This is a genomic window from Wolbachia endosymbiont (group B) of Protocalliphora azurea (assembly GCF_947251865.1).
GTDB lineage: Bacteria > Pseudomonadota > Alphaproteobacteria > Rickettsiales > Anaplasmataceae > Wolbachia.
The window spans coordinates 509834-532168 of sequence record NZ_OX366394.1 but is presented as its reverse complement, the minus strand read 5'-3'; the positions used below and the strand labels follow the sequence as shown (position 1 = coordinate 532168).

The following is a 22335-nucleotide window of genomic DNA, read 5'->3' as shown; positions in this document are numbered from 1 at the left end:
TATTTAGCCGACAAAGGAAAAATATGCCAATAAGAATGAAAGTCAGTAACTGCAATGAATATAACAAATTTCTTCAAGAAAGGGGAAATGTTTTTCATTATATCAACGATGCCATTGAAAATTGGTACGAAAATAGTCCAAAAGTAGCAGGTGGCAACAATGTCTACAGCGACAAAGTAGTGATTCTAATTCACATAATAACCTATCTATTCAGGATTGGTCTTAGGCAAACAGTGGGATTTATAGAGAAATATCTTGAGCAAATAGGGAAAATTTTGCAAATTATCAGCTATTCGCAGGCTTCAAGAAGGTTTAAAAAGCTTAATATCAAAATCAACGACTGCAGAGTTGATAAGAACGATATGGAAGATATTGAAATTGCTATAGATAGTACAGGTATCAGCATCTACAATAATATTCCAGGCCATAGTAAGGCAAATGGTACAGATAGAAAGTATCGCCGCTATGAGCAAACAAGATGTAATGCTAGAGATAGGTAGTAAAAAAGTTATAGCTGCAAAATACAGTAGTGGAGTTTATTCCGACCACTATGGAGCCTGTGATCTTATTGAAAGAGTGGATACCAAGTATAACATAAGCACGATATATGCAGATAGATCGAAAGAAGTTATACAAACTGTGCGATGAGCTTGACATAAAGACAAGGATTCCTCCGCAAAATAATGCAGTAGAGCATCCAAAGTTGGATTATATGAATGAGAGAAATTCTACAATCAAGCTCATAAAGTCATATGATGAAGATGGTATGAAGAGGTGGAAAAAAGAGATAAATTATTGGAAGAGATCTTATATAGAAAGTTTTTTCTCGCGACTGAAGCAAATATTTGGATTTAGTTTTAGGAATAAATCTGAGATTAATCGTGAGAAGGAACTGCTACTCAAGTGTTATTTGCTTAACAAATTTACTGAAATAGGCATGGCTAAGTTTGATATGGCTTCATGAATTTATTATACATTACCCACTATCCGAAGAGCTGTGCAACAAAGCCATCCCAGCGTCAAGTGCTGGAATGACACCGTCATACCTGTTAGAGTATGAATGTAGCCTTATCTCACACTCCTGTCATCCCAGTGCCCAGACACTGGGATCCAGAAGACTGATCAAGTAATAAGAACTAGTCACGCGCTGGCTCTCTTAAATTACTTTAGCTATAAGTATTAAGAAATTTACCAATCAAAAAAAGGCAAAAGAATCCACATGGTGCTGATTTTATTACTGTAATTGATAATGTGCTAACGCTTAAACGAAGCGTGTTTAGGCTGAATAGAAAAAAATAAAAAAAGGCATGCAACCGCCATAATTTCGCCAATAAACACAAGATTTATCAAGAAGCTTCTATTAAATGAAAGTTATGCAAAAAATCTATTGCAAGTCTTTTAATATTCTGTTAAGAGCTGGAACAAATAAAAATTATTATGTTTGGATTAGAGAATAAGAAATTTCTGATTACTGGTGCATCAGGCGGAATAGGCCAGGCAATTGTAGAAATTATGCATAAGGCCAGAGCAACTTTATGTATTTCTAGTACAAAAAAAGAAATACTCGAAGAAGTTGCTAAAAAATATGAAAAAAACATTCACGTACTTCCTTGCAACTTATCAAATCCTGAAGAGGTAAATCAACTAATAAATAAAGCAAGTGAGTTGATGAAAGGCTTTGATGGACTCATATGCAATGCAGGAATTACACAAGACAGCTTATTGTTGAGAATGACAGATGAAGCATGGCAAAAGGTGATTGATATTAATTTGACCTCCACATTTAAGCTAAATAGAGAAGCATGCAAGAAATTAATTAAAAATAATTGGGGAAGAATCATAAATATTTCTTCAATAGTAGGATTGACAGGAAATGCCGGGCAAGTAAATTATGCAGCATCAAAAGCTGGAATAATAGCTATGAGCAAATCTATAGCAAAAGAAGTTGCAAGTCGCGGTGTAACAGTAAATTGCATTGCTCCTGGATTTATAGATACTAAAATGACTGAAGTTTTAAATGAAGGACAAAAGGAAAAAATATTAGATAACATCCCAATGAAAAGAATGGGAACAGGAAAAGAAATAGCAGCAGGAGTATTGTTTTTAGCAAGCGATGAGGCAAAATATATAACGGGACATGTGCTTAACATCAATGGTGGGCTATTTATGTAGCAACACTTATTTATGGACAAATTATAAGTTTTACTCTACAATAAGTATATATATAAATTTATTTTCGCGTTAGTTTATTACTTGGAGGCAAAAGAATGAGCTATATAATAAAAAAATTTTTTAATGCTTTGTGTATAGTGCTGTTTCTCTCTTTTTCAGATTACGCAAATGCTGCTACTGATATAGATGATACAACTGCCCAAGTAATATGCAATATTATTGGTTATATTTGGGGAATAGGTGGGCCACTTATGACTGTAGTCATAATAGGTGCAGCTTTGCTTGCAATATTTGGTAGAATGCCATGGCCAGCTCTCTTTGCCCTAGGTATGTTTTGTGGTGTATTTTTTGGTGCCAAAGCGATTATAATGAAAATTATACCCGATAGCATTAAACAAGATAGTATGTTGAGCAAGTGTGGGGAAAAATAACTTAAAAATCAGGATGTTTTTGTGTGTATTGTTCCTTCATGTCTTCAATCTGTAACAAATAATGACTGTCTTTCGGTAAAGTTTTAATAGCTAACTCAGCGTACTTCATAAATTTCTCTAAATTACCTTCAATACAAGCCTTTTTCGTCAAAGCAAAATAATACATTGCCATATCAGCGCTACGTTTATATGCAATACTTAAATACTTCCAGACAAAGGCGTTATTTGTTTCTACGTTTGCAACCTGCTCTAGGTAAAAAATTGCCTTCTCTATTTCACCGTGTAATAATAAAGTATGAGATAACGCAAGTTTCACTAAATAGTTATTCTTCTCAGATAAATATCTAAGTGATTCTTCATACATTTTTATTGCTTCACTTAAATTTCCAGCTTTGTATAACATCTCCGCTTTTAATTCATATAAATAAGGATCATTGCGTGACTCTTGAATCAATGAATTAACTTTAGTAATAGCCTCTTCTATCTTTCCTTGCCTATAGTGAATTACAGCATTTACATACTTAGAACTACCTTCATATTTATTAGATAACACATGAATAGGAGCAAAAAAAGAGTCTAGCTTTGCAACCATACGCTCAAACTTCAGCAATTTATCTGCAAGGATTGGTTTTATATTGTTTTTAACCTTATAATTCTGTACAGCAAATATACGCTTATCACTAAGTGGGTGAGTGCGGAAATACTCTTCAGTGTTTTCATGCTCAATACTCTTAAAATAGTCAAAAATCTCTTTCATACCCAAATTATCATAGCCAGATTCATCTAGGTATCTTAAAGCATAGCTATCTGCTACACTCTCTTGCTCTTGAGAATAGTTAAAAAACAACCTTGAACTAAGCGTTACACCACTAAGCAAGATTGCACTCGCAACCTGAGGGTTAATGACAATACTAGAAACTAATCCTACCATATAACTAATCATTGCTATTGATTGAAAATAACCTACAGCACTACTCATTTGTAATACATGACCAGCAGATATATGAGCAATTTCATGTGCTAATATACCAAGTAAGACATAAGGTTCAGTCGAATATTGTAAAAGCCCTAAATGAATGAAAATGCTATTATTGTTAATTACAAAAGCATTAATCGATCTATCATCAACTATAAAAACTTTTATTTTATCATTATCAATACCCGCAGCAGAAAATAAAGGTTGCGCTAGATCCTTAACTACCGCTTCCACTTCACTATCTCTAATAATACTAACAGAGTAAGCGCTATTACAGTATACGAAAAAAAATAGTAAAACAAAAAGCTTAGACATGGAAATTCCTTGTTTGTATAACTTTGAGGAATTTTGTATTTTAACACTTAAACTATACGAATCTATAAACGCTAGTTTAAATTTTGAACGTAACTGATAAGTTTATCAATGGTAGTTAACTTAATATTATGTTGTTCAGCAAATTCAAGCAACTGGGGTAAGCGCATCATAGAGCCATCATCATTCACTAATTCACAAATAACTGCAGAATGATTACATCCCACTAACTTAGCTATCTCAACACTTGCTTCAGTATGACCAGCACGTTGCTCTACTCCACCCTCATGTGCAATCACAGGAAAAATATGACCGGGAGTTATAATGTCATCCTGAGTTCTATTTTTATCAATAGCAACATGTATAGTTTTTGTTCTATCCTCAGCTGAAACACCCGTAGTAATACCATAACGTGCATCAATTGATGTAGTAAAAGCAGTATGATTTTCACCAACATTTTTTTTTTCCATGAAACTAAGGCCTAACCTTTTCATGTGAACTTTAGTCATTGCTAAACAAACAATCCCTGTACCGTATCTAACCATAAAAGCCACATGTTCTGGCTCTAATTTCTCAGCTAATACAATCAGATCACCTTCATTCTCTCTGTTTTCATCGTCAACTAAAATGAATAATTTACCAGAACTAGCATCCCTCAATACATCTTCCACAGAAGAAATACCAGGTAGACTAATTGAAGGATAAGTTACTTGTACCATGATTTACTTAAACTCAATCTTAACTATTTTATACAATTTCTCTCCATTTGGCACTATCACTTCCACATACTCACCAACTTTTTTGCCAATTAAAGCACTACCGAGTGGTGAATCCGTAGAGATCAACTGCTTTGAAGCATCAGCTTCATATCCACCTACAATCTTATAAACATATTCAATTTCACTGTTATCATCACCGAGCATGCTTACCGTAACAGTTGCACCAAACATTACTGTATCACCAGACAAATTTTTTACTTCTATCACTTCTGCATGTGAAAGTTTACTTTCTACCTCAATTATACGGCCTTCAATAAAACTTAATCTCTCCCGTGCTGCATGATATTCTGCATTTTCTGATAAATCGCCTTGATCACGAGCATCAGAAATAGCCTGTATGATAGAAGGTTTTTCTTCCTTTAATTTCTCAAGTTCGACTTGCATACTCTCAAAACCTTCCCTTGTAATAGGAAACTTGTTAACAATGGATGAAGTCATAATCACCGCCTAAACGCAATTAAATTGAGTGACAAAATCACTCACAATACCAAGAATATCATCTTTTATATCATCATTCATGTCACCCGACAACTTTTTTAAAACTCCAGGGTGAACAGTTTGAAAATAATTGATAAGATCACACTCGAACCTATTGATGTTGCTCACCTGTACCTTATTTAATTGACCATACAGATTAGAAAAGATATACATAAGCAATACTTGCTCTTCTATTTGCATAGGTGAATACTGTTTTTGCTTTAATAATTCAATAAGGTATTTACCTTTGTTTAAGGACAATTGAACAGTAGCATCAAGATCAGAACCAAATTTAGCAAAGTCTTCCAGTTCTCTATATTGGGCCAAACTCAGCTTTATAGAACCAGCAACTTTTTTCACAGATTTCAATTGTGCAGCAGAGCCAACCCGAGAAACCGATAAACCTATATTCACTGCAGGGCGAAATCCTTTGTGAAACAATTCAGACTCAAGAAAAATTTGTCCATCGGTAATTGAAATCACATTAGTTGGAACATATGCAGATACATCGCCAGCCTGAGTCTCAATAATCGGCAAAGCAGTCAAAGATCCCTGTCCTTTTTCATCAGACATTTTGGCAGCTCTTTCAAGCAAGCGAGAGTGTACATAGAATATATCTCCAGGATAAGCTTCACGACCAGGAGGACGTCTAAGCAATAAGGACATCTGCCTATATGCCACAGCATGCTTAGATAAATCATCATATACCACCAAGCAATGCATTCCATTATCACGGAAAAATTCTCCAATAGTGCAACCGGTATAAGGTGCTAAAAATTGCATAGGCGCGCAGTCAGATGCGCTAGCCACAACTACGGTTGTATACTCTAATGCTCCACTTTCTTTTAGCTTATTCACCACTTTTGCTACTGTCGAAATTTTTTGTCCAATAGCAACATAAACACAGTAAATTTTTTGATTTTCGTTTACCTCATCATTAATCTTCTTCTGATTGATAATAGTATCAATCGCAATAGTGGTTTTACCAATTTGTCTATCGCCAATAATTAATTCACGTTGCCCTCTACCTATAGGAATCAACAAATCTATAATTTTAATTCCTGTCTGCAGAGGTTCATGCACAGATTTACGGTCAATAATACCTGGCGCTTTAGATTCTATATACATTTTGTTCTTGGCTCTAATTTCTCCGCCATCGTCTATAGGATCGCCTAATGCATTTACAACTCTCCCTAATAATTCATGACCTACAGGCACCTGTACAACATCACCACTACATTTTACAACGTCCCCTTCTTTTACATCACGGTCATTGCCAAGCACAACTATTCCAGCTGTATCATGATCTAAATCAAGAACTATTCCTTCTACACCGCTTGCAAAAGATACCTTTTCACCAAACTTTGCTTTTTCCAGCCCATAGACCAATGTGATACCATCCGTTACTGAAATTACTTCACCTATATTTTCTCGTTTTATAGGATTATCAAATGTCTCAACCTTCTCTTTTATTATGTTTACTACTTCAGAGGCATTTATGCTATTCTTCATATACAATTCCTTATTTTCAACATTTCCATTTTACTCAAATCAACCAATCTATCCAAATAACTCTTAAGCGAAGCATCAATCACGTTAAAACCATACCTAACTACAAAGCCACCTAGTATAGAAGGATCAACCACATGACTGACTTTTATTATTTTACCAAGAAAGTTCAAAGATTCAGTAATTATTTTTATATCAGGTTTCTTTAAAATCTCTGCTGATTTTATAGTAATTTCCAATTCATTTTCACTTTCCCTTACAAGATTTAAGAATTTTTCTAATATAAGGATTAATAAACGGGAGCGCTTGTTTGCAAGTGTAACCATAATAAATTTGACTAAGTTTTCACTCAAGTTCTCCTTTATAGAAAGTATCGCTTCTTTTTTGTGCAAAAGAGAAACCATAGGATGAGATAGATACACAAAAACATCTTGATCTTTAAAAAAAGCTAACAAAAATTCTACTTCTTTTCTTATAATACCTAATCTGCTTCCTGAGACATGAAACAGTGCTCCAGCATAAGATGAAACTAAATTATTGTTTTTCATATTCAATTACCTGTTCTAGTAAATCTAAATTATTTTAGCTACCATTGTTCAATCCAAGCATTTTTTATATAAATAGGTCTTCTCCTTAAGGAAAGAAAACATAAATCATATCTGACTGAATAATCTAAAAAATCAAGATTTTTACTTAAGAAATATTTAGAAGAATTTATAATAGACTGACACTGAAAATGAGACATCGGTACTTCTTTTCCAAATAAACTTGTTTTAACTTCTATAAAAATCAGCTCCCTTTTTTTAGATACAATTAAGTCAATTTCACCCAACTTACAACGGAAGCGACGTTTTATAACATTATAGAATTTCAGCTTTAAATATATCGAAACTAACAATTCTCCAAAGTAACCTACAAAATAGCGTAACCTACTTACCATAAAAAGAATAATTAGCTTTGTGTAACTACTTTGCTTCCTTTTTTATTTTTACTATAAATCTCACCTTTTGCTGAAATATCTCTATCAACTAGCTCTATCACTGCCATTGGAGCGCAATCACCCTTTCGAGTACCAAATTTTATTATTCTAGAATATCCACCTTTACGGTCTTGATAACGATTAGCTAGAACGCTTAATAATTTATCAACTACTAACTTACTATTATGAAGACGTGAAAGCAAAAGCCTTCTACCATGTAAAGAATCGTTATTCTTAGCAATTGTAATAAACTTTTCCACATATGGACGAAGTGCTTTAGCCTTTGGTAAAGTAGTTACAATCTGCTCATGATTAATTAACGAGATAGATAGATTCTTTAACATTGATAACCTATGCTCGGTACAACGAGACAGTTTATTTTTCTTTATTCCATGTTTCATATACTACCTAATCCTCATCAGTATGTTGTTTAGCCAGTTCATCTATATCCTTAGGCGGCCAATTTGGTATATTCATACCCAAAGACAAACCTGAATTATTTAAAATTGCCTTGATTTCATTCAAAGACTTTCGGCCAAAATTAGCAGTTCTTAACATTTCAACTTCCGTCTTTTGCACAAGATCACCTATATAAGTGATATTTTCATTTTTCAGACAGTTATGAGATCTAACAGATAATTCCATTTCATCTACTTTACGCAATAGAACAGGATCATAGCCCAAATCTTTAGCACCACTAGACAAAGAAACTTGCGATTTTTTATAACTCATATCAGAACTAATAAAAGGCTGAAATTGCTCCTGTAATATTCTTGCAGCATAGTCAACAGCTTGACTTGGAGAGATTGTACCATCAGTTTCAATTGACAATATCAGCTTATCTTTATCAGTAACTTGACCAACACGACTATTCTCTACTCTATACGAAACCCTCTCAACAGGACTATATAAAGCATTAACTGGAATAAAACCAATTAAATCTTGTTCATTCATAGACTTTAAAAATTCATTTTCTTTATATTTATTTACAGAAAGATAACCTTTTCCACTAGCAATATATATAGTAATGTTAAGCTCCACATCTTGACCTAGTGTACATATCACCAAATCTTTATTAACAATAGAGCATTGGTCATCAGTTTCTATCATTCCAGCTAATACTTGACAAGGCCCTTTAGCGCTCAAATTTAAGCACTTATTAGACGTGTTATTTAACTTACATCTCAACATGCCCATATTTAATGCTATATCAGTTATGTCTTCCCTAACTCCTTGGATCGAAGTAAATTCATGATTCACGCCTTCAATTTTTATTCCATAAACAGCACTACCGCGAAGAGAAGACAACATTACACGCCTTAATGCATGACCCAACGTTAAAGCAAAACCACTTTCCAAAGGTTCTAGAACTATATCACTTTTTTTACTTGAATCACCTGATATTACCTTAATCGCATTAGGCTTAGTTAATCTATCTAAATTTCCACAGAAAGAGACATTATCACTATAATACATACAAAAACCTTCCAAATATCCTATACTCTTCTTTTTTTCCTTAGTCTACACCCATTATGAGGTATCGCCGTTTTATCTGCAATTGAAGTGACAGTCAATCCACAATTCCGAAGTGCTTTAACTGCAGCTTCTGCACCAAAACCAGGACCACGAATTATTACAGAAACAACCTTCATACCAAATCTCTCTATTACTTTCTTCGCAGCAGAATCGGCAACCTTACCTGCAGCATAAGGTGTGGATTTTCTCGAACCAGAAAAACCACATGCACCAACAGAAGTCTGGTAAAGCGTATTACCACAAACATCAGTCACATTTACAAAAGTATTATTAAAAGTTGCACGAATATGGACAATACCAGTAATAAACCTTTTTGTATTCTTACCAACCGTTTTAACTTTTTTCATAAAAACTCACGATAATAACAAATTTTATTTTTTTCCAGCAATAGGCAATTTAGATCTGCCTTTACGAGTTTTAGCATTAGTATGGGTTCTTTGTCCCCTCACAGGCAAACCTTTTCTATGCCTTAATCCTCTATAGCAACCGATTTCCATTAAAGATTTTATATCCATAGCTACTTTTTTTCTGAGCTCACCCTCTATGACATATTTTTGCCTAATAAAACTACTAATTTTCTCTATATCTTCATCTTGTAATTCTAAAACACGCTTACGCTCATCAATTTTACAGCTACGACAAATTATATTCGCAGTAGTAATACCTATACCATGTATATAAGTTAATGCAAAAGGAACACACTTCTTCACTGGAATATTTATGCCTGCAATACGTGCCACTGATACCTCGATACTTTATTAATAATAACTCTTAATTTATACCATAAAACAACTTATAGTCAAATCAAATTACAAGAAATTTTACTTTCAATCTCTTGCATTACTCTATCAACACTCAAATTAGCGTTAATTGTTAACAACTTGTCCTTATAATACTCGCGCAAACCCTCTATCTGAGAATGATATTCTCTTATCCTCTTATTAATTGCAAGCATATTAGCATCATCAATTCTCTTCTCCAATCTCGTACTTTTACATTTAGCACAAGTAGTATTCTTAAAAGAAGATATACTATATATACTTTTACAATCCAAACAAGTAAGACGATCTTTTAATCTATCAATTGCAATATTATCGTCAAGCTGCAACTCAATTACAAGATCAACATCCCTATTGCATCTTTTTTGCAAAACTTGAGTTAAAAAATGAGCTTGATTTAAATTTCTTGGAAAACCATCTAACAAAAAATCACCATCTATTAATGCAAGCTGGTCACACAATAATTTACATATAACTTCATCTTGAATTAAATTACCAGATTCAACAGTATCCTTTATTCCTTTACCTAATTTACTCCCACTAGATATAATATTCCTTAATAAGTCTCCTACTGAAACTAATTTAAAATTATACTTTGCTATTAACAAACTGGACTGAGTACCCTTACCAGAGCCAGGAGGACCAAAAATTGTAATAATCACTTTAGCTTCCTTGTTTTAGACTCATATTTCTTTATCCAACTATCGTACCTATTTGAAAAAACATAAGATTGTACTTGCATAATAGTATCAGTAATAACGTTAACTATAATCAGCAAGCTCGTCCCACCAAAAATAAATGGTATATCATAATGATACCTCATAATTTCAGGTATAGTACATATTACCACCAAATACGCAGACCCAATAAATGTTAATTTAAAAACTATATCTTGAAGATAATCAGAAGTATGTTTTCCAGGCCCTCTACCAGGAATAAAACCACCATTTTTCCTAAGAAAATCAGCATTTTCCTCTGGATTAAATATAAAATTGGTATAGAAAAAATTAAAAAGTACTATGAGTATTAAGTAAGTTATAATGTACATCACTTTATTTTCCATAAAGTAGTTTAAAATAAAATCAGCAATGGCATGACCCTTATAGAAATTTGCAATTGAAATAGGCGTTAATAAAATTGCGTTAGCAAAAATAGTTGGTATTACACCAGATAAATTGATCTTCAATGGAATGTAAGTAAAATCATCATTATGTAATTTTTTAAACTGTTTTTTGGGATATTGAACAATTACCTTTCTATAAGAAGATTCTGTAAAAATGACTAAAAGGAGCAGTAAAAAAAACAATGCTATAACAAAAAGGGTAATGAAAAACGACATACTACCATTTTTATTTAATGTTAGCAGAGATGATAAAGCATTATGTAATTCAGATGTTATGCCAGTAAAAATGATTAATGAGATACCATTGCCTATACCGCTCACACTGATCCGCTCACCAAGCCATATTAAAAATATAGTTCCACCTAAAAGGCTAAAGACACCTATAGTACGAAACATAATACCAGGTTCAACTACAACTAATACCCCTTCTATATTCATTCTTTCTAACCCTATTAAGATCGTAATTGATTGAAAGATACAAAACACTATAGTCATATAGCGTATATAAGAGTTCATCTTTCGACGTCCCAACTCTCCGTCATTTTTAATTTCATTGATTCCTTTAACGGCAGAAGATAATAATTGCATAACTATGGATGCAACTATGTATGGCATAACGTTTAACGCCAAGATCGTCATTCTAGCTAAAGCGCCACCAGAAAATAAATTAAATACTCCAAAAACACCAGAACTCTCTTTTGGAAATATATCATTGATTATATCAAGATTAATTCCAGGAATAGGAACATAAGTGCCTAAACGATAACAAACTAAAGCCATTAGAGTAAAAAATATACGCTTTAGTAAATCACTTTTATATAACAGCGTAGAATCCAAACTATTAAATGCAAATTTACTGTTCATGATTTACGATAGTATTTCTACACTACCACCAACTGAAGCTACAGATCTTTTTGCAGCTTCTGATGCAAAATCAACATGAAACACAAATTTTTCGCTTAATTTACCCTTATTAAGAAGTTTGATTTTACTTTTAACAGATCTGATAAAACCTAACTTATGCAGTAGCTCCTTATCTATGATAGAATCCTTGACTATTTTTTTAGCTTCCATTAAGCACTGTACATCCCCAACATTAAATATAGAGTATAAGTTTTTGCGTATAGGCTTAAAACCTCTTTTAGGTAAACGAGTATATATAGACTGCTGTCCACCTTCAAAACCATTTATAGAAACGCCACTTCTCGCTTTCTGCCCTTTATGCCCCCTACCGGATGTTTTACCTTTACCACAACCAATACCTCTACCTAATAATTTAGGCTTCTTTTTCTTAGATAATTTGGTAAATATAGAATTTAATTTTACAGCATCATTCATAGTTTACCTATTTCCAACTATCTCACTAATCTTTTTACCCCTCTTACCTGCCACTTGGCGAGGAGATAACATAACATCAAAAGCCTTAAATACTGCACATATAATATTATGAGGATCATTTGATCTAGTAGACTTAGCTACCACATCCTTTATACCTAATACCTCAAAAACCGACCTCATTGCTCCACCAGCAATAATACCTGTTCCAGCTCTTGCAGCTCTTAAAACTATCTCACCAGAACAGAATTTAGCTTTAATATCATGATGTAAAGTTCTACCTTCACGTAAGTACACCCTAATCATCGACTTCTTTGCAGCATTTAAAGCTTTCACTCTTGCTTCAGCAACCTCTGCGTGTTTACCTATTCCACATCCTACCCTACCCTTACCATCACCAACAACAACCAAAGTTGAAAATGAAAATCTTCTACCACCTTTAGTAACCGTTGTTACCCTTCGGACTGAAACCAAAAGTTCTGATAAATCATTATTATTTTGTAAATTCTTTACAGCCATACTTCAAACCTTCTAAAATTCAAATCCAGAGCTTCTTAAAGCTTCAGCAAATTGAGAAATCAATCCTGTATACTTATATGCCCCCCGATCAAAGACGAACCGCTGCTGCAATTTTGTACTAGGGAGACGCTCAATCAATAAAGAAGAAACCTGTTTTATAGTTTCAGCATTAACCCTACCTTTACATACATTCCTAATTTTATCATCCAAAGTAGAAGCAGAAGCTAGGGTTGTTCCTTTTGCATCGTTAATCAACTGAACATAGAAATGTTTATTAGACTTAAATATGGATATACGTAAACGCCCAGCGCTCTTATCGAGCTTCGCTCTATTACGAAGTTTCCTTTTTTCATAGCTACTTAAAAAATTATACAATCTTTTCATTTTAATTACTTCTTTTTATTTACAACCTTACGCAGCATAAATTTGCCTTTTATTACAATACCCTTACCTTTATAAGGATCATATTTTCTAATTTTGCATATATCAGAAGCCACCATATAGACTTTTTGCTTATCCATACCGCGAATCACTAAATGAGTTGGCTTTATACACTTAATCTCAACGTCTTTAGGCACTTTATACTTAATATTATGACTATAACCAAGATATAAAGTCAAATACTTATCATCACATTCTGCTTTATACCCCACACCATTGATCTCAAGATCAACAGAAAAATCATTAACCATACCGTTAATCATGTTATTAATATTACTTCTATAAGTGCCCCATATAGATTTTATTTTATCATAATCATCCCTGCCTTGATCAACAGAAAGTAACAATTGGTTATCAACTATCTGACACAGAATGCCACTACACAAGTTCAGCTCTTTTTCTGCCCTAACACTTCTTATTAATACCCTACCATTATTATATTCAACTGAAAGATCAGCAGGAATATTGATAGGTGCGGCACCTATACGAGACATACATTTCTCCTATCATTTAAAATACACGACACAAAACTTCTCCACCAACTTTTAATCTACGTGCATTATAATCGGTCATCACTCCTTTCGGTGTAGATATAATAAAAATTCCAAGACCATTATACGCTTTAGAAATGTCCTTACACTTAGAATAATAACGACAACCGGGCTTTGATACCCTAGCTATATCATTAATCACAGGTGATTTATCATAATACTTCAACTGCACAACAAGGGAAGGGATACTATCACTCTCTTGCTTTTCATAATTAAGAATATACCCTTCCTCTTTTAAGATCTTCAATATAGAAGAATTCACTTTAGAGAATAGGACTCTTGTTTCCCTATGCATTGCCAATTGAGCATTACGTATTCTTGTTAAAAAATCACCAATACCATCAGATAACGACACTATTACACTCCTTATATCACATTTACCAACTAGATTTTGTAACCCCTGGAACTTGTCCAAAAGAACACAAATCACGTAAAACAATCCTACATAAACCAAATTTTCTATATACTCCTCTCGGCCTACCAGTTAAAGCGCATCTATTCCTAATTCTGATTTTAGAAGAATCTCTAGGCAATTTTTTAATCAGCTTACTTTGAGCTGCAAACCTTTTTGCAATAGATAAATCCTTATTATTCATTATAGATTTTAATTCTTCCCTTCTCTCCCTATATTGATCGCATAACTTTATTCTACGAAGATTCTTCTGTATCATGGATTTTTTTGCCATATATATTTTCTCTCAATTATCAAAAAAAGGGAATTTAAGAGCCAGTAATAATTCCTTTGCTTCCTTATCACTAACTGCACTTGTTATAATATTAATATCCATACCTCTAATTTTACTTATTTTATCATAGTCTATTTCTAAAAATGATATATGCTCCTTGATACCAAAGGAAAAATTACCATGACCATCAAATTGCTTCACACTAAACCCTCTAAAATCTTTTTCCCTTGGCAAAGCAATATATATTAATCTTTCTAAGAATTCATACATTTTATTTCTACGCAAAGTCACTTTACAACCTACAGTTGCACCTTTTCTAATTTTGAAACCAGAAATAGATTTTTTTGCAAAGGTTAACACAGGCTTTTGCCCAGCAATCAAATGTAGATTATCAAATGGCTCATTTATCGCTTTATTGTCCGTAGCAGCATCTCCAACGCCCATATTGATACACACCTTGACAAGTTTAGGCACTTGCATTACATTGCTGTAATTAAACTTATCCTTTAAGGATTTTACTATATTATCTTTATACAACTGTTTAAACATATCAACCTAATCTATCACTTCTCCAGAAACTTTTGCAAAACGCACTTTTCTACCATCTATAATCTTAAATCCTACTTTAGTTGGAGTTTTACACTTAGGATCCAATATTGCAACATTGGATACATCAATAGCTAACTCTTTATTCAATATACCACCACCACTACCAGCTCTTGGTTTAGTATGTCTCTTACACACATTTACGCCAGAAACAACTACTTTCTTTTTAGCATCACGTATTATAACTTTGATTACCTTACCAATTTTTCTCTTATCTTTACCAGTTAAAACTATAATATCATCACCACTTTTTATTTTAGCACTCATTATAAAACCTCATCAGCTAATGACATTATTTTCATAAAAGAACCAGATAACAACTTTTTTACTGGACCAAACACCCGAGTGCCAAGTGGTTCACCTTGATCATTAATTAAAACCACAGCATTGCTAGAAAAACGAATTACAGAACCATCAGATTTCTTAACACTATTTTTTACTCTAACAACAACTGCTTTATATACTTTTCCTTTTTCAACTTTACCTTTTGGATTAATAGACTTAGTAGATATAATAATCGTATCACCTACAGATGCAGATTTCCTACCACCTAACAAGCCAATACAAAGCACTGCACGCGCACCAGAATTATCAGCTACTTCTAACAATGTATTTTTTTGAATCATATAAATACCTATTCCTTTTTAGCTATTGATAACAACCCATTTTTTAGTAACAGAAATAGGCTTATGTTCCTGTATTAAAACCCTATCTCCCTTTTTGCAACTATTATTCTCATCATGTGCTGTATACTTCTTGTATTTTTTAATAACTTTTTTATACAGCCTATCCTTATACACTTGTAACACCGAAACCTTTACAGTCTTATCAGACTCAGCATTAGTTACGACACCACAAAAAACCTTCTTAGGCATTTTTTCCCTCTCTCTTTCTTCTATTTAATACAGTTAGACTACGAGCTATGCTCTTTCTTATTAAGCTAAAACGCGAAAAATTGTTGCACTGGCCCAGCTTTTTTTGAAAAGCCAAATTAACAAATTCTTTCCTCAAACTCACAAGAAGTTCATGTAATCCTTGTGAAGATTCTGATTCAAATTTAACTATATCCATTGCAACTCCATTCAATTATGATTAGATATAAATTTACACTTCATAGGAAGCTTAGCAGTCGCTTTTTCAAGCGCCAATCTTGCTAAATGCATGGGAACATCACTACTAATTTCAAACAAAATCCTACCGGGCTTAGCTTTAAATACCCAAAATTCAACACTACCTTTCCCTTTACCCATACGTACATCTGCTGGCTTTTTACTAACCGGAGTATCAGGAAAAATTCTTATCCATACTTTACCAGAGCGTTTTAACGTTCTAGATATTACGCGCCTTGCAGTTTCAATATGCTTGGACTGAACCTTACCTACTTCCATAGCTTTTAATCCATAATCTCCAAAAGACAGCGTGCTACCACCCTTAGCATTACCCTTTATTCTCCCCTTAAATACCTTTTTATATTTACTCTTTTTGGGAACAAACATCTCAATATACCTTAACTACCAACATAAACCCAAACTTTAACTCCTATAATACCACATATAGTCTTCGCTTCACAAAAAGCATAATCTATATTAGCACGCAAAGTGTGTAAAGGCAAACGACCTTCTTTGTACCATTCAGTACGAGCTATTTCAGCTCCGCCAAGACGCCCAGAGCAACTTACTTTAATACCCTCAGCACCCATCTTCAAACAATTTTGAATAGCTTTTTTCATCGCTCTTCTACATGAAATCCTTTTTTCTAGCTGATGTGTAATATTCCTTGATATTAAAACTGCATCTATTTCAGACTTTTTAACTCCTACTACATTCACTTCGACACTACTTTCTACTTTTTTAGCTATTTTTTGCTTTATCTTCTCAACATCCAAACCTTTCTTACCTATTATAACTCCAGGCTTAGAAGAATGTATTATTACAGACACTAAAGTAACTGTACGCTCTACAGTTACTTTAGAAATACCAGCATGCTTAAAGGATTCATTTATATAACTGCGAATAAATAGATCTTGATGCAATTTCTGTTTATAATCGTCCGTAGCACACCAAACAGAATCCCAGGTATTACTATTTATTTGCAATCTAAATACTTTAGGATTAACCTTCTGTCCCATATTTTTACACTTTCCTTATTAATTTTCCATTTCTATAAATCATACAATTTCTTTCAATTTTATAGTTATATTACTATAAAATTTGCTCATTCTATTAGCCCTACCCATAGCTTTTGGATATACTCTACGCAAAGTAAGTGACTTACCTATTAAAATTTCCTTTATATATAAATTATCAACGTTCAATCCATAATTATTTTGAGCATTAGCAATTGCAGAATTCAACACCTTCATTATAAAACCGGCAGCCTTTTTTTCACAAAATCTTAATTGTACATTAGCAAAAGAAACTTTTTTATTACGCACTAAATCAGCAACCAAATTTAATTTGCGAGGAGTTGATCTTAAAACCTTAGAACCAGCCTCAACTATTATATCCCTATTTTTCATATCAATTGCCTACCTTCTTGTTGCCTTTTTATCACCACCATGCCCAGTAAATTTACGAGTAGGTGAAAATTCACCGAATTTATGACCTATCATATTCTGATTATCAACACTAACAGGAATGTAATCTTTACCATTATAAACAGCAAATTTTAAACCCAAACAATTAGGAAGAATTACAGAAGCCCTGGAATGAATTTTTATCACCTTATTAATAGAACCCTCTTTTAAAGCTCTCTGAACTAATCTTAGTACAGATGGGTGTAAAAAAGGTGGTTTCCATACAGATCTACTCATAAATTAACCTTTCAATTTTTTTATATACTTATCACTAGATTTATTTTTTTTCCTAGTTTTTTTTCCTTTTGTTGCAACACCCCAAGGAGTAACAGGATGACGACCGCCAGAAGTTTTTCCCTCTCCACCTCCATGAGGATGGTCAACCGGATTCATTGCAACTCCACGTACAGCAGGTCTAATCCCAAGCCACCTACTTCTCCCAGCTTTACCCAACTTTCTATTCTTATGGTCAGGGTTAGATACTACACCAATAGTAGCCTTGCAAGAAGATAAAATCAACCTAATTTGACCAGACCTGAGTCGTAATAAAACATATTGGCCATCACGACCAACGATTTGTGCATAACAACCAGCAGCTCTAGCAATCGCAGCACCATTACCTGGCTTCAGCTCAACATTATGAACGAAAGAACCAACAGGTATATGCTTGAGTAGTAAACAATTCCCTGGCAAAATATCAGCATCATCTCCAGCTGTCACAACATCACCAGGCTTCATACCTTGAGGAGCTAATATATAAGATTTAGTATCATCTTCCTTATATGATATTAATGCTAAAAACCCACTTCTATTTGGATCATACTCTATTTTCTCAACTATACCCTGATCACTTCTATTACGTTTAAAATCTATAACTCTATACTTCTTCTTGTGACCACCACCCCTGTGACGAGTTGTAATTCTACCATGATTATTTCTTCCACCACTGGATTTCTTGCCAAATACAAGAGACTTCTCCGGCTTATCTTTTGATAAACCAATTTTACTTATTAATATAGTCCCACGAGAAGACGGAGTAACAGGATTAAAAAATTTCATACCCATATTAAACGCTCATTATATCTAATTTTTGACCATCCATCAAAGAAAAATAAACCTTTTTTCTCTGTTTTTTACAACCAACCACACCCCTGAAACGTCTATATTTAGGTTTAACTCTAATAACATTTATAGAAGAAATTCTGACATTAAATAAAGACTCTATTGCCGATTTTATTTGACGCTTATTTACATTTACAAAAACATACAAAGAGTATTTATTAAACTTCTCTCTTAAAAGAGAAGCCTTTTCTGTGATTACAGGAGATTTTATTATATTATTATATTTAATCATAACAATCTACCTTCAAGATGCTTTAAAGTGTCTTTTGTTAACATCACGCATTCATGATTCAATATATCAAAAACATTTAACCCAATAGGTTTGATTAAATCTACATAATGCAAATTTTTAGCAGCACGTAACAAATCATCTCCATAATCACCAACTATTAAAAAAGAAGAAAATTTAAAATTTTTAATATATTCACACATTTTAGATGTTTTCTTCACATCAACATTTAAACTATCAAGAACAACAACTTGATTATTTAAATATTTTAGAGATAAAGCAATTTTCAAACCAAATTTACGTACTTTTTTATTAAGAGAATAAGCATGACTCCTCACAACAGGACCAAAAATAATTCCACCACCTCTAAACTGAGGAGATCGCAAGCTCCCCTGTCTCGCCCTACCGGTACGTTTTTGACCATACGGCTTAGCTGTTGTACCAGAAACATCACTGATACCCTTTGTTTTATGAGCACCAACTCTTCTCTTTGCTAATTGCCATCTCACTATATCATGCAAAATACTCAATTTTTGCTTGGCAGAAAATATCAAGGGATTAAGCTCAACACTACCTACATTATTATTAGATAGATCAACTAATTCACATTCCATAACTAACTCACCAAATTATTAGCATCATCACTCATATTCAACAGCAGACCTACTGGAAAAGGAACATCTTTATGTAAAGGCTTTTTAACTGCATCTCTCACAAAAACATAAGAGTTTTTAAACCCAGGAACATTATTACCCTTTACAGCAATTATGCTATTTTCATAATCAATGGATAATATTTTCATATTCTGTACAGTCACTCTGCTATTACCTAAATGACCAGCCATTTTCTTCCCCTTGAATACTCTACCAGGATCTTGACATTGACCAGTAGAACCTTGTGATCTATGAGCAATAGAAACGCCATGAGATGCCCTAAGCCCACTGAAGTTATGCCGCTTCATCACACCAGCAAACCCTTTGCCTAAAGAATAACCCGTAATGTCAAGATATTGACCAACTACAAAATGATTAACCCCCACCTTTTTACCACATTCTATTCCGAATAGATCAGTTAATCTACTTTCGTATAATTTACATTTACTATTTATACCCTTTTTCTTTAAATATTCCAACTGAGGTTTTGCTATTTTTTTTAAATCCCCTGTGCCTAAAATGACTGAATTGTAGCCACATTTATCTTGTCCTTTTATATCGATAATATAAGTTTCGCTGAGATGCAATAAGGTTACAGCCATGCGACTATTATCAAAATACATAGCAGTATGGCCAACATTGGTCATTAACAAACCAATTCTCCTAAGCGAATTTATTCTCTTCATTTCCTTTTCCTAAATATTGACTTCCTTAACCTTTAAATCCACTTCTACACCAGCAGAAAAAGATAAATCTGCAAGCATCTTCATCATAGTAGAAGTAGGATTATGTACAATAATTAACCGCTTAGAAATTCTCATTTCAAATTGCTCACGAGATTTTTTATCAACATGAGGAGACCTATTAACAGTAAATTTAGAATCTTTTCTTGGCAACGCAATCGGACCAGATAAATCTGCATTAAACTGCTTTAATTGATCAATAAACTCGCGAATACACTTTTCCAACAAAGAACAATCGAAAGCTTTGATTCTAATATATATATCTTGCTTCATCTTAGTTATTATACTCATTCTAAAATTTCCGAAACAACGCCAGAACCAACAGTTCTACCACCTTCTCTTATCGCAAAACGTAATCCTTTATCCATTGCTATTGGTACTTGCAACTCCACTTCTATACTTACATTGTCCCCTGGCATTACCATCTCCTTTCCATCTAGCAATTTTATGCTCCCAGTTACATCCGTTGTCCTTAAATAAAACTGTGGCTGATAATTTCCAAAAAATGGTGTATGCCTTCCTCCTTCTTCTTTCTTCAATATATACACCTCCGCATTAAATTTCTTATGCGGGGTTATTGTCCCTGGTTTTGCCAATACTTGCCCTCTCTCCACTTCTTCTCTCTTTGTTCCTCTTAGTAGTATTCCTACATTGAGTCCTGCACTTCCCTTATCTAGCAACTTCTTAAACATCTCAACACCAGTACATATCGTCTTTTGCGTCGCTTTCAGACCTATTATCTCTATCTCATCTCCTGCCTTTATCTCCCCCTTCTCTATTCTTCCTGTTACTACCGTACCTCGGCCCGATATTGAAAATACATCTTCTATTGGCAACAAAAACGGCAAATCTATAGGCCTTGGAGGTACTGCCACATACTCATCTAACTTCTCCATCAATTTATCTATTGATTTCTTTCCATACTCACTACTATCATCCTCTAATGCTTTTAACGCAGACCCAACTATCATAGGCACTTCATCACCTGGAAATCCATACTTACTCAGCAACTCTCTCACTTCCATCTCTACCAAATCTATCATATCAGCATCAGCAACATCAGCTTTATTTATATATACCACGATATATCCAACACCCACCTGTTTTGCCAGCAATATATGCTCTCTCGTTTGTGGCATCGGCCCATCAACCCCTGACACTACCAATATCGCTGCATCCATCTGTGCTGCACCTACTATCATATTCTTTACATAATCAGCATGTCCAGGGCAATCAACGTGTGCATAGTGTCTCTTTTCTGTTTGATATTCAACATGCGCTGTTGCTATTGTTATACCTCTCTTTCTTTCTTCTGGCGCTTTATCTATTTGATCATATGCTACAAAATTACCATAATGCTTTGTTATCGCCGCTGTTAACGTTGTCTTCCCATGATCCACATGTCCTATCGTTCCCACGTTTACATGCGGCTTTCCAAATGCTTCTACTATCGCTGTCATAATTTTAACTCTTCTACCTAAAATATAAATACATCAACAAATAATATGTTGATTTTATATAAATACAACAAAAAAAAGAGCGGATAGTGGGAATCGAACCCACGTCACTAGCTTGGAAGGCTAGAGCTCTACCATTGAGCTATACCCGCACAATGGAGGAGGTAGGATTCGAACCTACGTACGCAATGCGGACAGATTTACAGTCTGTTACCTTTAACCACTCGGTCACTCCTCCACAAAAATCTGTTAAGAGAACACTACCTTAACTTAAGTTTTATTATTCCTAATATTAAACATCCAAATCCAAAAGATCAAGTAATAAAAGCTAATCTAACTGATTTC

At 33.7% G+C, this 22335-nt stretch carries 35 protein-coding genes, 2 tRNA genes and 1 pseudogene; 3 read left to right on the top strand and 35 right to left on the bottom strand.

Annotated elements, in window-relative coordinates; all coding sequences use genetic code 11:
* Positions 1 to 23 precede the first annotated feature (23 nt).
* From OPR35_RS07495 to OPR35_RS02500, 3 genes and pseudogenes are all read left to right on the top strand, one after another.
* Positions 24 to 964 (top strand): annotated as a pseudogene (locus OPR35_RS07495) (IS5 family transposase).
* Positions 965 to 1437: 473 nt separating this feature from the next.
* A complete protein-coding gene (gene fabG / locus OPR35_RS02505) occupies positions 1438 to 2172 on the top strand; it encodes a 3-oxoacyl-[acyl-carrier-protein] reductase (RefSeq protein ID WP_007302563.1) in 735 nt (244 codons plus the stop codon).
* A 95-nt stretch (positions 2173 to 2267) separates the two neighbouring features.
* A complete protein-coding gene (locus OPR35_RS02500) occupies positions 2268 to 2603 on the top strand; it encodes a TrbC/VirB2 family protein (RefSeq protein WP_007302562.1) in 336 nt (111 codons plus the stop codon).
* Between the two features lies 1 nt (position 2604).
* On the opposite strand, the gene OPR35_RS02495 is transcribed toward OPR35_RS02500, so the two are convergent.
* The 35 genes from OPR35_RS02495 to OPR35_RS02325 form a co-directional block, all read right to left on the bottom strand.
* A complete protein-coding gene (locus tag OPR35_RS02495; RefSeq protein ID WP_007302561.1) occupies positions 2605 to 3894 on the bottom strand; it encodes a M48 family metalloprotease in 1290 nt (429 codons plus the stop codon).
* Positions 3895 to 3965: 71 nt separating this feature from the next.
* Positions 3966 to 4610 carry a 3,4-dihydroxy-2-butanone-4-phosphate synthase gene (ribB, locus tag OPR35_RS02490; RefSeq protein ID WP_007302560.1) on the bottom strand — a complete coding sequence of 215 codons (645 nt, stop codon included), beginning with the start codon at positions 4608 to 4610 and terminating at the stop codon, positions 3966 to 3968.
* A gap of 3 nt (positions 4611 to 4613) precedes the next feature.
* Positions 4614 to 5108, bottom strand: coding sequence for a transcription elongation factor GreA (gene greA, locus OPR35_RS02485; protein WP_007302559.1), 495 nt, complete (start codon positions 5106 to 5108; stop codon positions 4614 to 4616).
* Between the two features lie 9 nt (positions 5109 to 5117).
* Entirely contained in the window at positions 5118 to 6659 is a 1542-nt protein-coding gene (gene atpA, locus OPR35_RS02480) for a F0F1 ATP synthase subunit alpha (RefSeq protein ID WP_007302558.1), read from the bottom strand.
* Positions 6656 to 7204, bottom strand: a complete 549-nt coding sequence (gene atpH / locus OPR35_RS02475) for an ATP synthase F1 subunit delta (RefSeq protein WP_265024968.1) — start codon at positions 7202 to 7204, stop codon at positions 6656 to 6658. The genes atpA and atpH overlap by 4 nt, the downstream gene beginning before the upstream one ends.
* 38 nt (positions 7205 to 7242) lie before the next feature.
* The gene (locus tag OPR35_RS02470) at positions 7243 to 7596 is read right to left on the bottom strand and encodes a YraN family protein (protein ID WP_265024967.1); all 354 of its coding nucleotides are present in this window, start codon (positions 7594 to 7596) and stop codon (positions 7243 to 7245) included.
* 11 nt (positions 7597 to 7607) lie between these two features.
* Complete coding sequence (gene rplQ / locus OPR35_RS02465; protein ID WP_010404731.1) at positions 7608 to 8036, bottom strand: 50S ribosomal protein L17; 429 nt, start codon at positions 8034 to 8036, stop codon at positions 7608 to 7610.
* A gap of 7 nt (positions 8037 to 8043) precedes the next feature.
* Positions 8044 to 9111, bottom strand: coding sequence for a DNA-directed RNA polymerase subunit alpha (locus OPR35_RS02460; protein ID WP_007302554.1), 1068 nt, complete (start codon positions 9109 to 9111; stop codon positions 8044 to 8046).
* A gap of 20 nt (positions 9112 to 9131) precedes the next feature.
* Entirely contained in the window at positions 9132 to 9518 is a 387-nt protein-coding gene (gene rpsK, locus OPR35_RS02455; protein WP_006012273.1) for a 30S ribosomal protein S11, read from the bottom strand.
* A gap of 24 nt (positions 9519 to 9542) precedes the next feature.
* The gene (gene rpsM / locus OPR35_RS02450) at positions 9543 to 9911 is read right to left on the bottom strand and encodes a 30S ribosomal protein S13 (protein ID WP_213863924.1); all 369 of its coding nucleotides are present in this window, start codon (positions 9909 to 9911) and stop codon (positions 9543 to 9545) included.
* A gap of 59 nt (positions 9912 to 9970) precedes the next feature.
* On the bottom strand, positions 9971 to 10612 hold the full coding sequence (locus tag OPR35_RS02445) for an adenylate kinase family protein (protein WP_052265056.1): 642 nt from the start codon (positions 10610 to 10612) through the stop codon (positions 9971 to 9973).
* Positions 10609 to 11937, bottom strand: a complete 1329-nt coding sequence (gene secY, locus OPR35_RS02440) for a preprotein translocase subunit SecY (protein ID WP_213863923.1) — start codon at positions 11935 to 11937, stop codon at positions 10609 to 10611. Before secY ends, OPR35_RS02445 begins: the two co-directional genes overlap by 4 nt.
* A gap of 3 nt (positions 11938 to 11940) precedes the next feature.
* Positions 11941 to 12411 (bottom strand): 50S ribosomal protein L15, encoded by a 471-nt coding sequence (gene rplO / locus OPR35_RS02435; protein ID WP_019236927.1) that lies wholly within the window; start codon positions 12409 to 12411, stop codon positions 11941 to 11943.
* A gap of 3 nt (positions 12412 to 12414) precedes the next feature.
* Positions 12415 to 12927 carry a 30S ribosomal protein S5 gene (gene rpsE, locus OPR35_RS02430; protein ID WP_007302549.1) on the bottom strand — a complete coding sequence of 171 codons (513 nt, stop codon included), beginning with the start codon at positions 12925 to 12927 and terminating at the stop codon, positions 12415 to 12417.
* Between the two features lie 12 nt (positions 12928 to 12939).
* The gene (gene rplR, locus OPR35_RS02425) at positions 12940 to 13311 is read right to left on the bottom strand and encodes a 50S ribosomal protein L18 (RefSeq protein WP_213863922.1); all 372 of its coding nucleotides are present in this window, start codon (positions 13309 to 13311) and stop codon (positions 12940 to 12942) included.
* A 5-nt stretch (positions 13312 to 13316) separates the two neighbouring features.
* Positions 13317 to 13862: a 50S ribosomal protein L6 gene (gene rplF, locus OPR35_RS02420; RefSeq protein ID WP_007302547.1), complete on the bottom strand. Its 546-nt coding sequence runs from the start codon at positions 13860 to 13862 to the stop codon at positions 13317 to 13319.
* A gap of 16 nt (positions 13863 to 13878) precedes the next feature.
* Complete coding sequence (gene rpsH, locus OPR35_RS02415; protein WP_007302546.1) at positions 13879 to 14274, bottom strand: 30S ribosomal protein S8; 396 nt, start codon at positions 14272 to 14274, stop codon at positions 13879 to 13881.
* A 22-nt stretch (positions 14275 to 14296) separates the two neighbouring features.
* Positions 14297 to 14605 (bottom strand): 30S ribosomal protein S14, encoded by a 309-nt coding sequence (gene rpsN / locus OPR35_RS02410; RefSeq protein ID WP_007302545.1) that lies wholly within the window; start codon positions 14603 to 14605, stop codon positions 14297 to 14299.
* Between the two features lie 12 nt (positions 14606 to 14617).
* Complete coding sequence (rplE, locus tag OPR35_RS02405; RefSeq protein WP_019236924.1) at positions 14618 to 15154, bottom strand: 50S ribosomal protein L5; 537 nt, start codon at positions 15152 to 15154, stop codon at positions 14618 to 14620.
* Positions 15155 to 15160: 6 nt separating this feature from the next.
* Positions 15161 to 15478 (bottom strand): 50S ribosomal protein L24, encoded by a 318-nt coding sequence (gene rplX, locus OPR35_RS02400; protein ID WP_010404700.1) that lies wholly within the window; start codon positions 15476 to 15478, stop codon positions 15161 to 15163.
* Entirely contained in the window at positions 15478 to 15837 is a 360-nt protein-coding gene (gene rplN / locus OPR35_RS02395) for a 50S ribosomal protein L14 (protein ID WP_007302542.1), read from the bottom strand. The genes rplX and rplN overlap by 1 nt, the downstream gene beginning before the upstream one ends.
* 18 nt (positions 15838 to 15855) lie before the next feature.
* Positions 15856 to 16086 (bottom strand): 30S ribosomal protein S17, encoded by a 231-nt coding sequence (gene rpsQ / locus OPR35_RS02390; RefSeq protein WP_010404696.1) that lies wholly within the window; start codon positions 16084 to 16086, stop codon positions 15856 to 15858.
* The gene (gene rpmC / locus OPR35_RS02385) at positions 16079 to 16282 is read right to left on the bottom strand and encodes a 50S ribosomal protein L29 (RefSeq protein ID WP_038198186.1); all 204 of its coding nucleotides are present in this window, start codon (positions 16280 to 16282) and stop codon (positions 16079 to 16081) included. Before rpmC ends, rpsQ begins: the two co-directional genes overlap by 8 nt.
* An 11-nt stretch (positions 16283 to 16293) precedes the next feature.
* Positions 16294 to 16707, bottom strand: coding sequence for a 50S ribosomal protein L16 (gene rplP / locus OPR35_RS02380; RefSeq protein WP_019236922.1), 414 nt, complete (start codon positions 16705 to 16707; stop codon positions 16294 to 16296).
* Between the two features lie 11 nt (positions 16708 to 16718).
* Positions 16719 to 17339: a 30S ribosomal protein S3 gene (gene rpsC / locus OPR35_RS02375; RefSeq protein WP_019236921.1), complete on the bottom strand. Its 621-nt coding sequence runs from the start codon at positions 17337 to 17339 to the stop codon at positions 16719 to 16721.
* A gap of 39 nt (positions 17340 to 17378) precedes the next feature.
* Positions 17379 to 17729, bottom strand: a complete 351-nt coding sequence (gene rplV, locus OPR35_RS02370) for a 50S ribosomal protein L22 (RefSeq protein WP_007302537.1) — start codon at positions 17727 to 17729, stop codon at positions 17379 to 17381.
* 9 nt (positions 17730 to 17738) lie between these two features.
* Positions 17739 to 18023 (bottom strand): 30S ribosomal protein S19, encoded by a 285-nt coding sequence (rpsS, locus tag OPR35_RS02365; RefSeq protein ID WP_010404687.1) that lies wholly within the window; start codon positions 18021 to 18023, stop codon positions 17739 to 17741.
* A gap of 3 nt (positions 18024 to 18026) precedes the next feature.
* Positions 18027 to 18851, bottom strand: a complete 825-nt coding sequence (gene rplB, locus OPR35_RS02360) for a 50S ribosomal protein L2 (RefSeq protein ID WP_052265061.1) — start codon at positions 18849 to 18851, stop codon at positions 18027 to 18029.
* A 1-nt stretch (position 18852) separates the two neighbouring features.
* Positions 18853 to 19140 carry a 50S ribosomal protein L23 gene (locus OPR35_RS02355; RefSeq protein ID WP_007302534.1) on the bottom strand — a complete coding sequence of 96 codons (288 nt, stop codon included), beginning with the start codon at positions 19138 to 19140 and terminating at the stop codon, positions 18853 to 18855.
* On the bottom strand, positions 19137 to 19751 hold the full coding sequence (rplD, locus tag OPR35_RS02350) for a 50S ribosomal protein L4 (RefSeq protein WP_007302533.1): 615 nt from the start codon (positions 19749 to 19751) through the stop codon (positions 19137 to 19139). The genes OPR35_RS02355 and rplD overlap by 4 nt, the downstream gene beginning before the upstream one ends.
* Positions 19752 to 19753: 2 nt before the next feature.
* The gene (gene rplC / locus OPR35_RS02345; RefSeq protein WP_012482005.1) at positions 19754 to 20476 is read right to left on the bottom strand and encodes a 50S ribosomal protein L3; all 723 of its coding nucleotides are present in this window, start codon (positions 20474 to 20476) and stop codon (positions 19754 to 19756) included.
* 9 nt (positions 20477 to 20485) lie between these two features.
* Entirely contained in the window at positions 20486 to 20806 is a 321-nt protein-coding gene (gene rpsJ / locus OPR35_RS02340; protein ID WP_012482004.1) for a 30S ribosomal protein S10, read from the bottom strand.
* 14 nt (positions 20807 to 20820) lie between these two features.
* Positions 20821 to 21993: an elongation factor Tu gene (tuf, locus tag OPR35_RS02335; RefSeq protein WP_265024966.1), complete on the bottom strand. Its 1173-nt coding sequence runs from the start codon at positions 21991 to 21993 to the stop codon at positions 20821 to 20823.
* Between the two features lie 78 nt (positions 21994 to 22071).
* A tRNA-Gly gene (locus OPR35_RS02330) sits at positions 22072 to 22142 on the bottom strand.
* 4 nt (positions 22143 to 22146) lie between these two features.
* Positions 22147 to 22228, bottom strand: a tRNA-Tyr gene (locus OPR35_RS02325).
* Between the last annotated feature and the right edge of the window lie 107 nt (positions 22229 to 22335).

Coding starts and splice junctions, on each gene's coding strand:
- fabG (WP_007302563.1), top strand. CDS start 1,438: ATGTTTGGATTAGAGAATAAGAAATTTCTGATTACTGGTGCATCAGGC.
- OPR35_RS02500 (WP_007302562.1), top strand. CDS start 2,268: ATGAGCTATATAATAAAAAAATTTTTTAATGCTTTGTGTATAGTGCTG.
- OPR35_RS02495 (WP_007302561.1), bottom strand. CDS start 3,894: ATGTCTAAGCTTTTTGTTTTACTATTTTTTTTCGTATACTGTAATAGC.
- ribB (WP_007302560.1), bottom strand. CDS start 4,610: ATGGTACAAGTAACTTATCCTTCAATTAGTCTACCTGGTATTTCTTCT.
- greA (WP_007302559.1), bottom strand. CDS start 5,108: ATGACTTCATCCATTGTTAACAAGTTTCCTATTACAAGGGAAGGTTTT.
- atpA (WP_007302558.1), bottom strand. CDS start 6,659: ATGAAGAATAGCATAAATGCCTCTGAAGTAGTAAACATAATAAAAGAG.
- atpH (WP_265024968.1), bottom strand. CDS start 7,204: ATGAAAAACAATAATTTAGTTTCATCTTATGCTGGAGCACTGTTTCAT.
- OPR35_RS02470 (WP_265024967.1), bottom strand. CDS start 7,596: ATGGTAAGTAGGTTACGCTATTTTGTAGGTTACTTTGGAGAATTGTTA.
- rplQ (WP_010404731.1), bottom strand. CDS start 8,036: ATGAAACATGGAATAAAGAAAAATAAACTGTCTCGTTGTACCGAGCAT.
- OPR35_RS02460 (WP_007302554.1), bottom strand. CDS start 9,111: ATGTATTATAGTGATAATGTCTCTTTCTGTGGAAATTTAGATAGATTA.
- rpsK (WP_006012273.1), bottom strand. CDS start 9,518: ATGAAAAAAGTTAAAACGGTTGGTAAGAATACAAAAAGGTTTATTACT.
- secY (WP_213863923.1), bottom strand. CDS start 11,937: ATGAACAGTAAATTTGCATTTAATAGTTTGGATTCTACGCTGTTATAT.
- rplO (WP_019236927.1), bottom strand. CDS start 12,411: ATGAATGATGCTGTAAAATTAAATTCTATATTTACCAAATTATCTAAG.
- rpsE (WP_007302549.1), bottom strand. CDS start 12,927: ATGGCTGTAAAGAATTTACAAAATAATAATGATTTATCAGAACTTTTG.
- rplR (WP_213863922.1), bottom strand. CDS start 13,311: ATGAAAAGATTGTATAATTTTTTAAGTAGCTATGAAAAAAGGAAACTT.
- rplF (WP_007302547.1), bottom strand. CDS start 13,862: ATGTCTCGTATAGGTGCCGCACCTATCAATATTCCTGCTGATCTTTCA.
- rpsN (WP_007302545.1), bottom strand. CDS start 14,605: ATGGCAAAAAAATCCATGATACAGAAGAATCTTCGTAGAATAAAGTTA.
- rplE (WP_019236924.1), bottom strand. CDS start 15,154: ATGTTTAAACAGTTGTATAAAGATAATATAGTAAAATCCTTAAAGGAT.
- rplX (WP_010404700.1), bottom strand. CDS start 15,478: ATGAGTGCTAAAATAAAAAGTGGTGATGATATTATAGTTTTAACTGGT.
- rplN (WP_007302542.1), bottom strand. CDS start 15,837: ATGATTCAAAAAAATACATTGTTAGAAGTAGCTGATAATTCTGGTGCG.
- rpsQ (WP_010404696.1), bottom strand. CDS start 16,086: ATGCCTAAGAAGGTTTTTTGTGGTGTCGTAACTAATGCTGAGTCTGAT.
- rpmC (WP_038198186.1), bottom strand. CDS start 16,282: ATGGATATAGTTAAATTTGAATCAGAATCTTCACAAGGATTACATGAA.
- rplP (WP_019236922.1), bottom strand. CDS start 16,707: ATGTTTGTTCCCAAAAAGAGTAAATATAAAAAGGTATTTAAGGGGAGA.
- rpsC (WP_019236921.1), bottom strand. CDS start 17,339: ATGGGACAGAAGGTTAATCCTAAAGTATTTAGATTGCAAATAAATAGT.
- rplV (WP_007302537.1), bottom strand. CDS start 17,729: ATGAAAAATAGGGATATAATAGTTGAGGCTGGTTCTAAGGTTTTAAGA.
- rpsS (WP_010404687.1), bottom strand. CDS start 18,023: ATGAGTAGATCTGTATGGAAACCACCTTTTTTACACCCATCTGTACTA.
- rplB (WP_052265061.1), bottom strand. CDS start 18,851: ATGGGTATGAAATTTTTTAATCCTGTTACTCCGTCTTCTCGTGGGACT.
- OPR35_RS02355 (WP_007302534.1), bottom strand. CDS start 19,140: ATGATTAAATATAATAATATAATAAAATCTCCTGTAATCACAGAAAAG.
- rplD (WP_007302533.1), bottom strand. CDS start 19,751: ATGGAATGTGAATTAGTTGATCTATCTAATAATAATGTAGGTAGTGTT.
- rplC (WP_012482005.1), bottom strand. CDS start 20,476: ATGAAGAGAATAAATTCGCTTAGGAGAATTGGTTTGTTAATGACCAAT.
- rpsJ (WP_012482004.1), bottom strand. CDS start 20,806: ATGAAGCAAGATATATATATTAGAATCAAAGCTTTCGATTGTTCTTTG.
- tuf (WP_265024966.1), bottom strand. CDS start 21,993: ATGACAGCGATAGTAGAAGCATTTGGAAAGCCGCATGTAAACGTGGGA.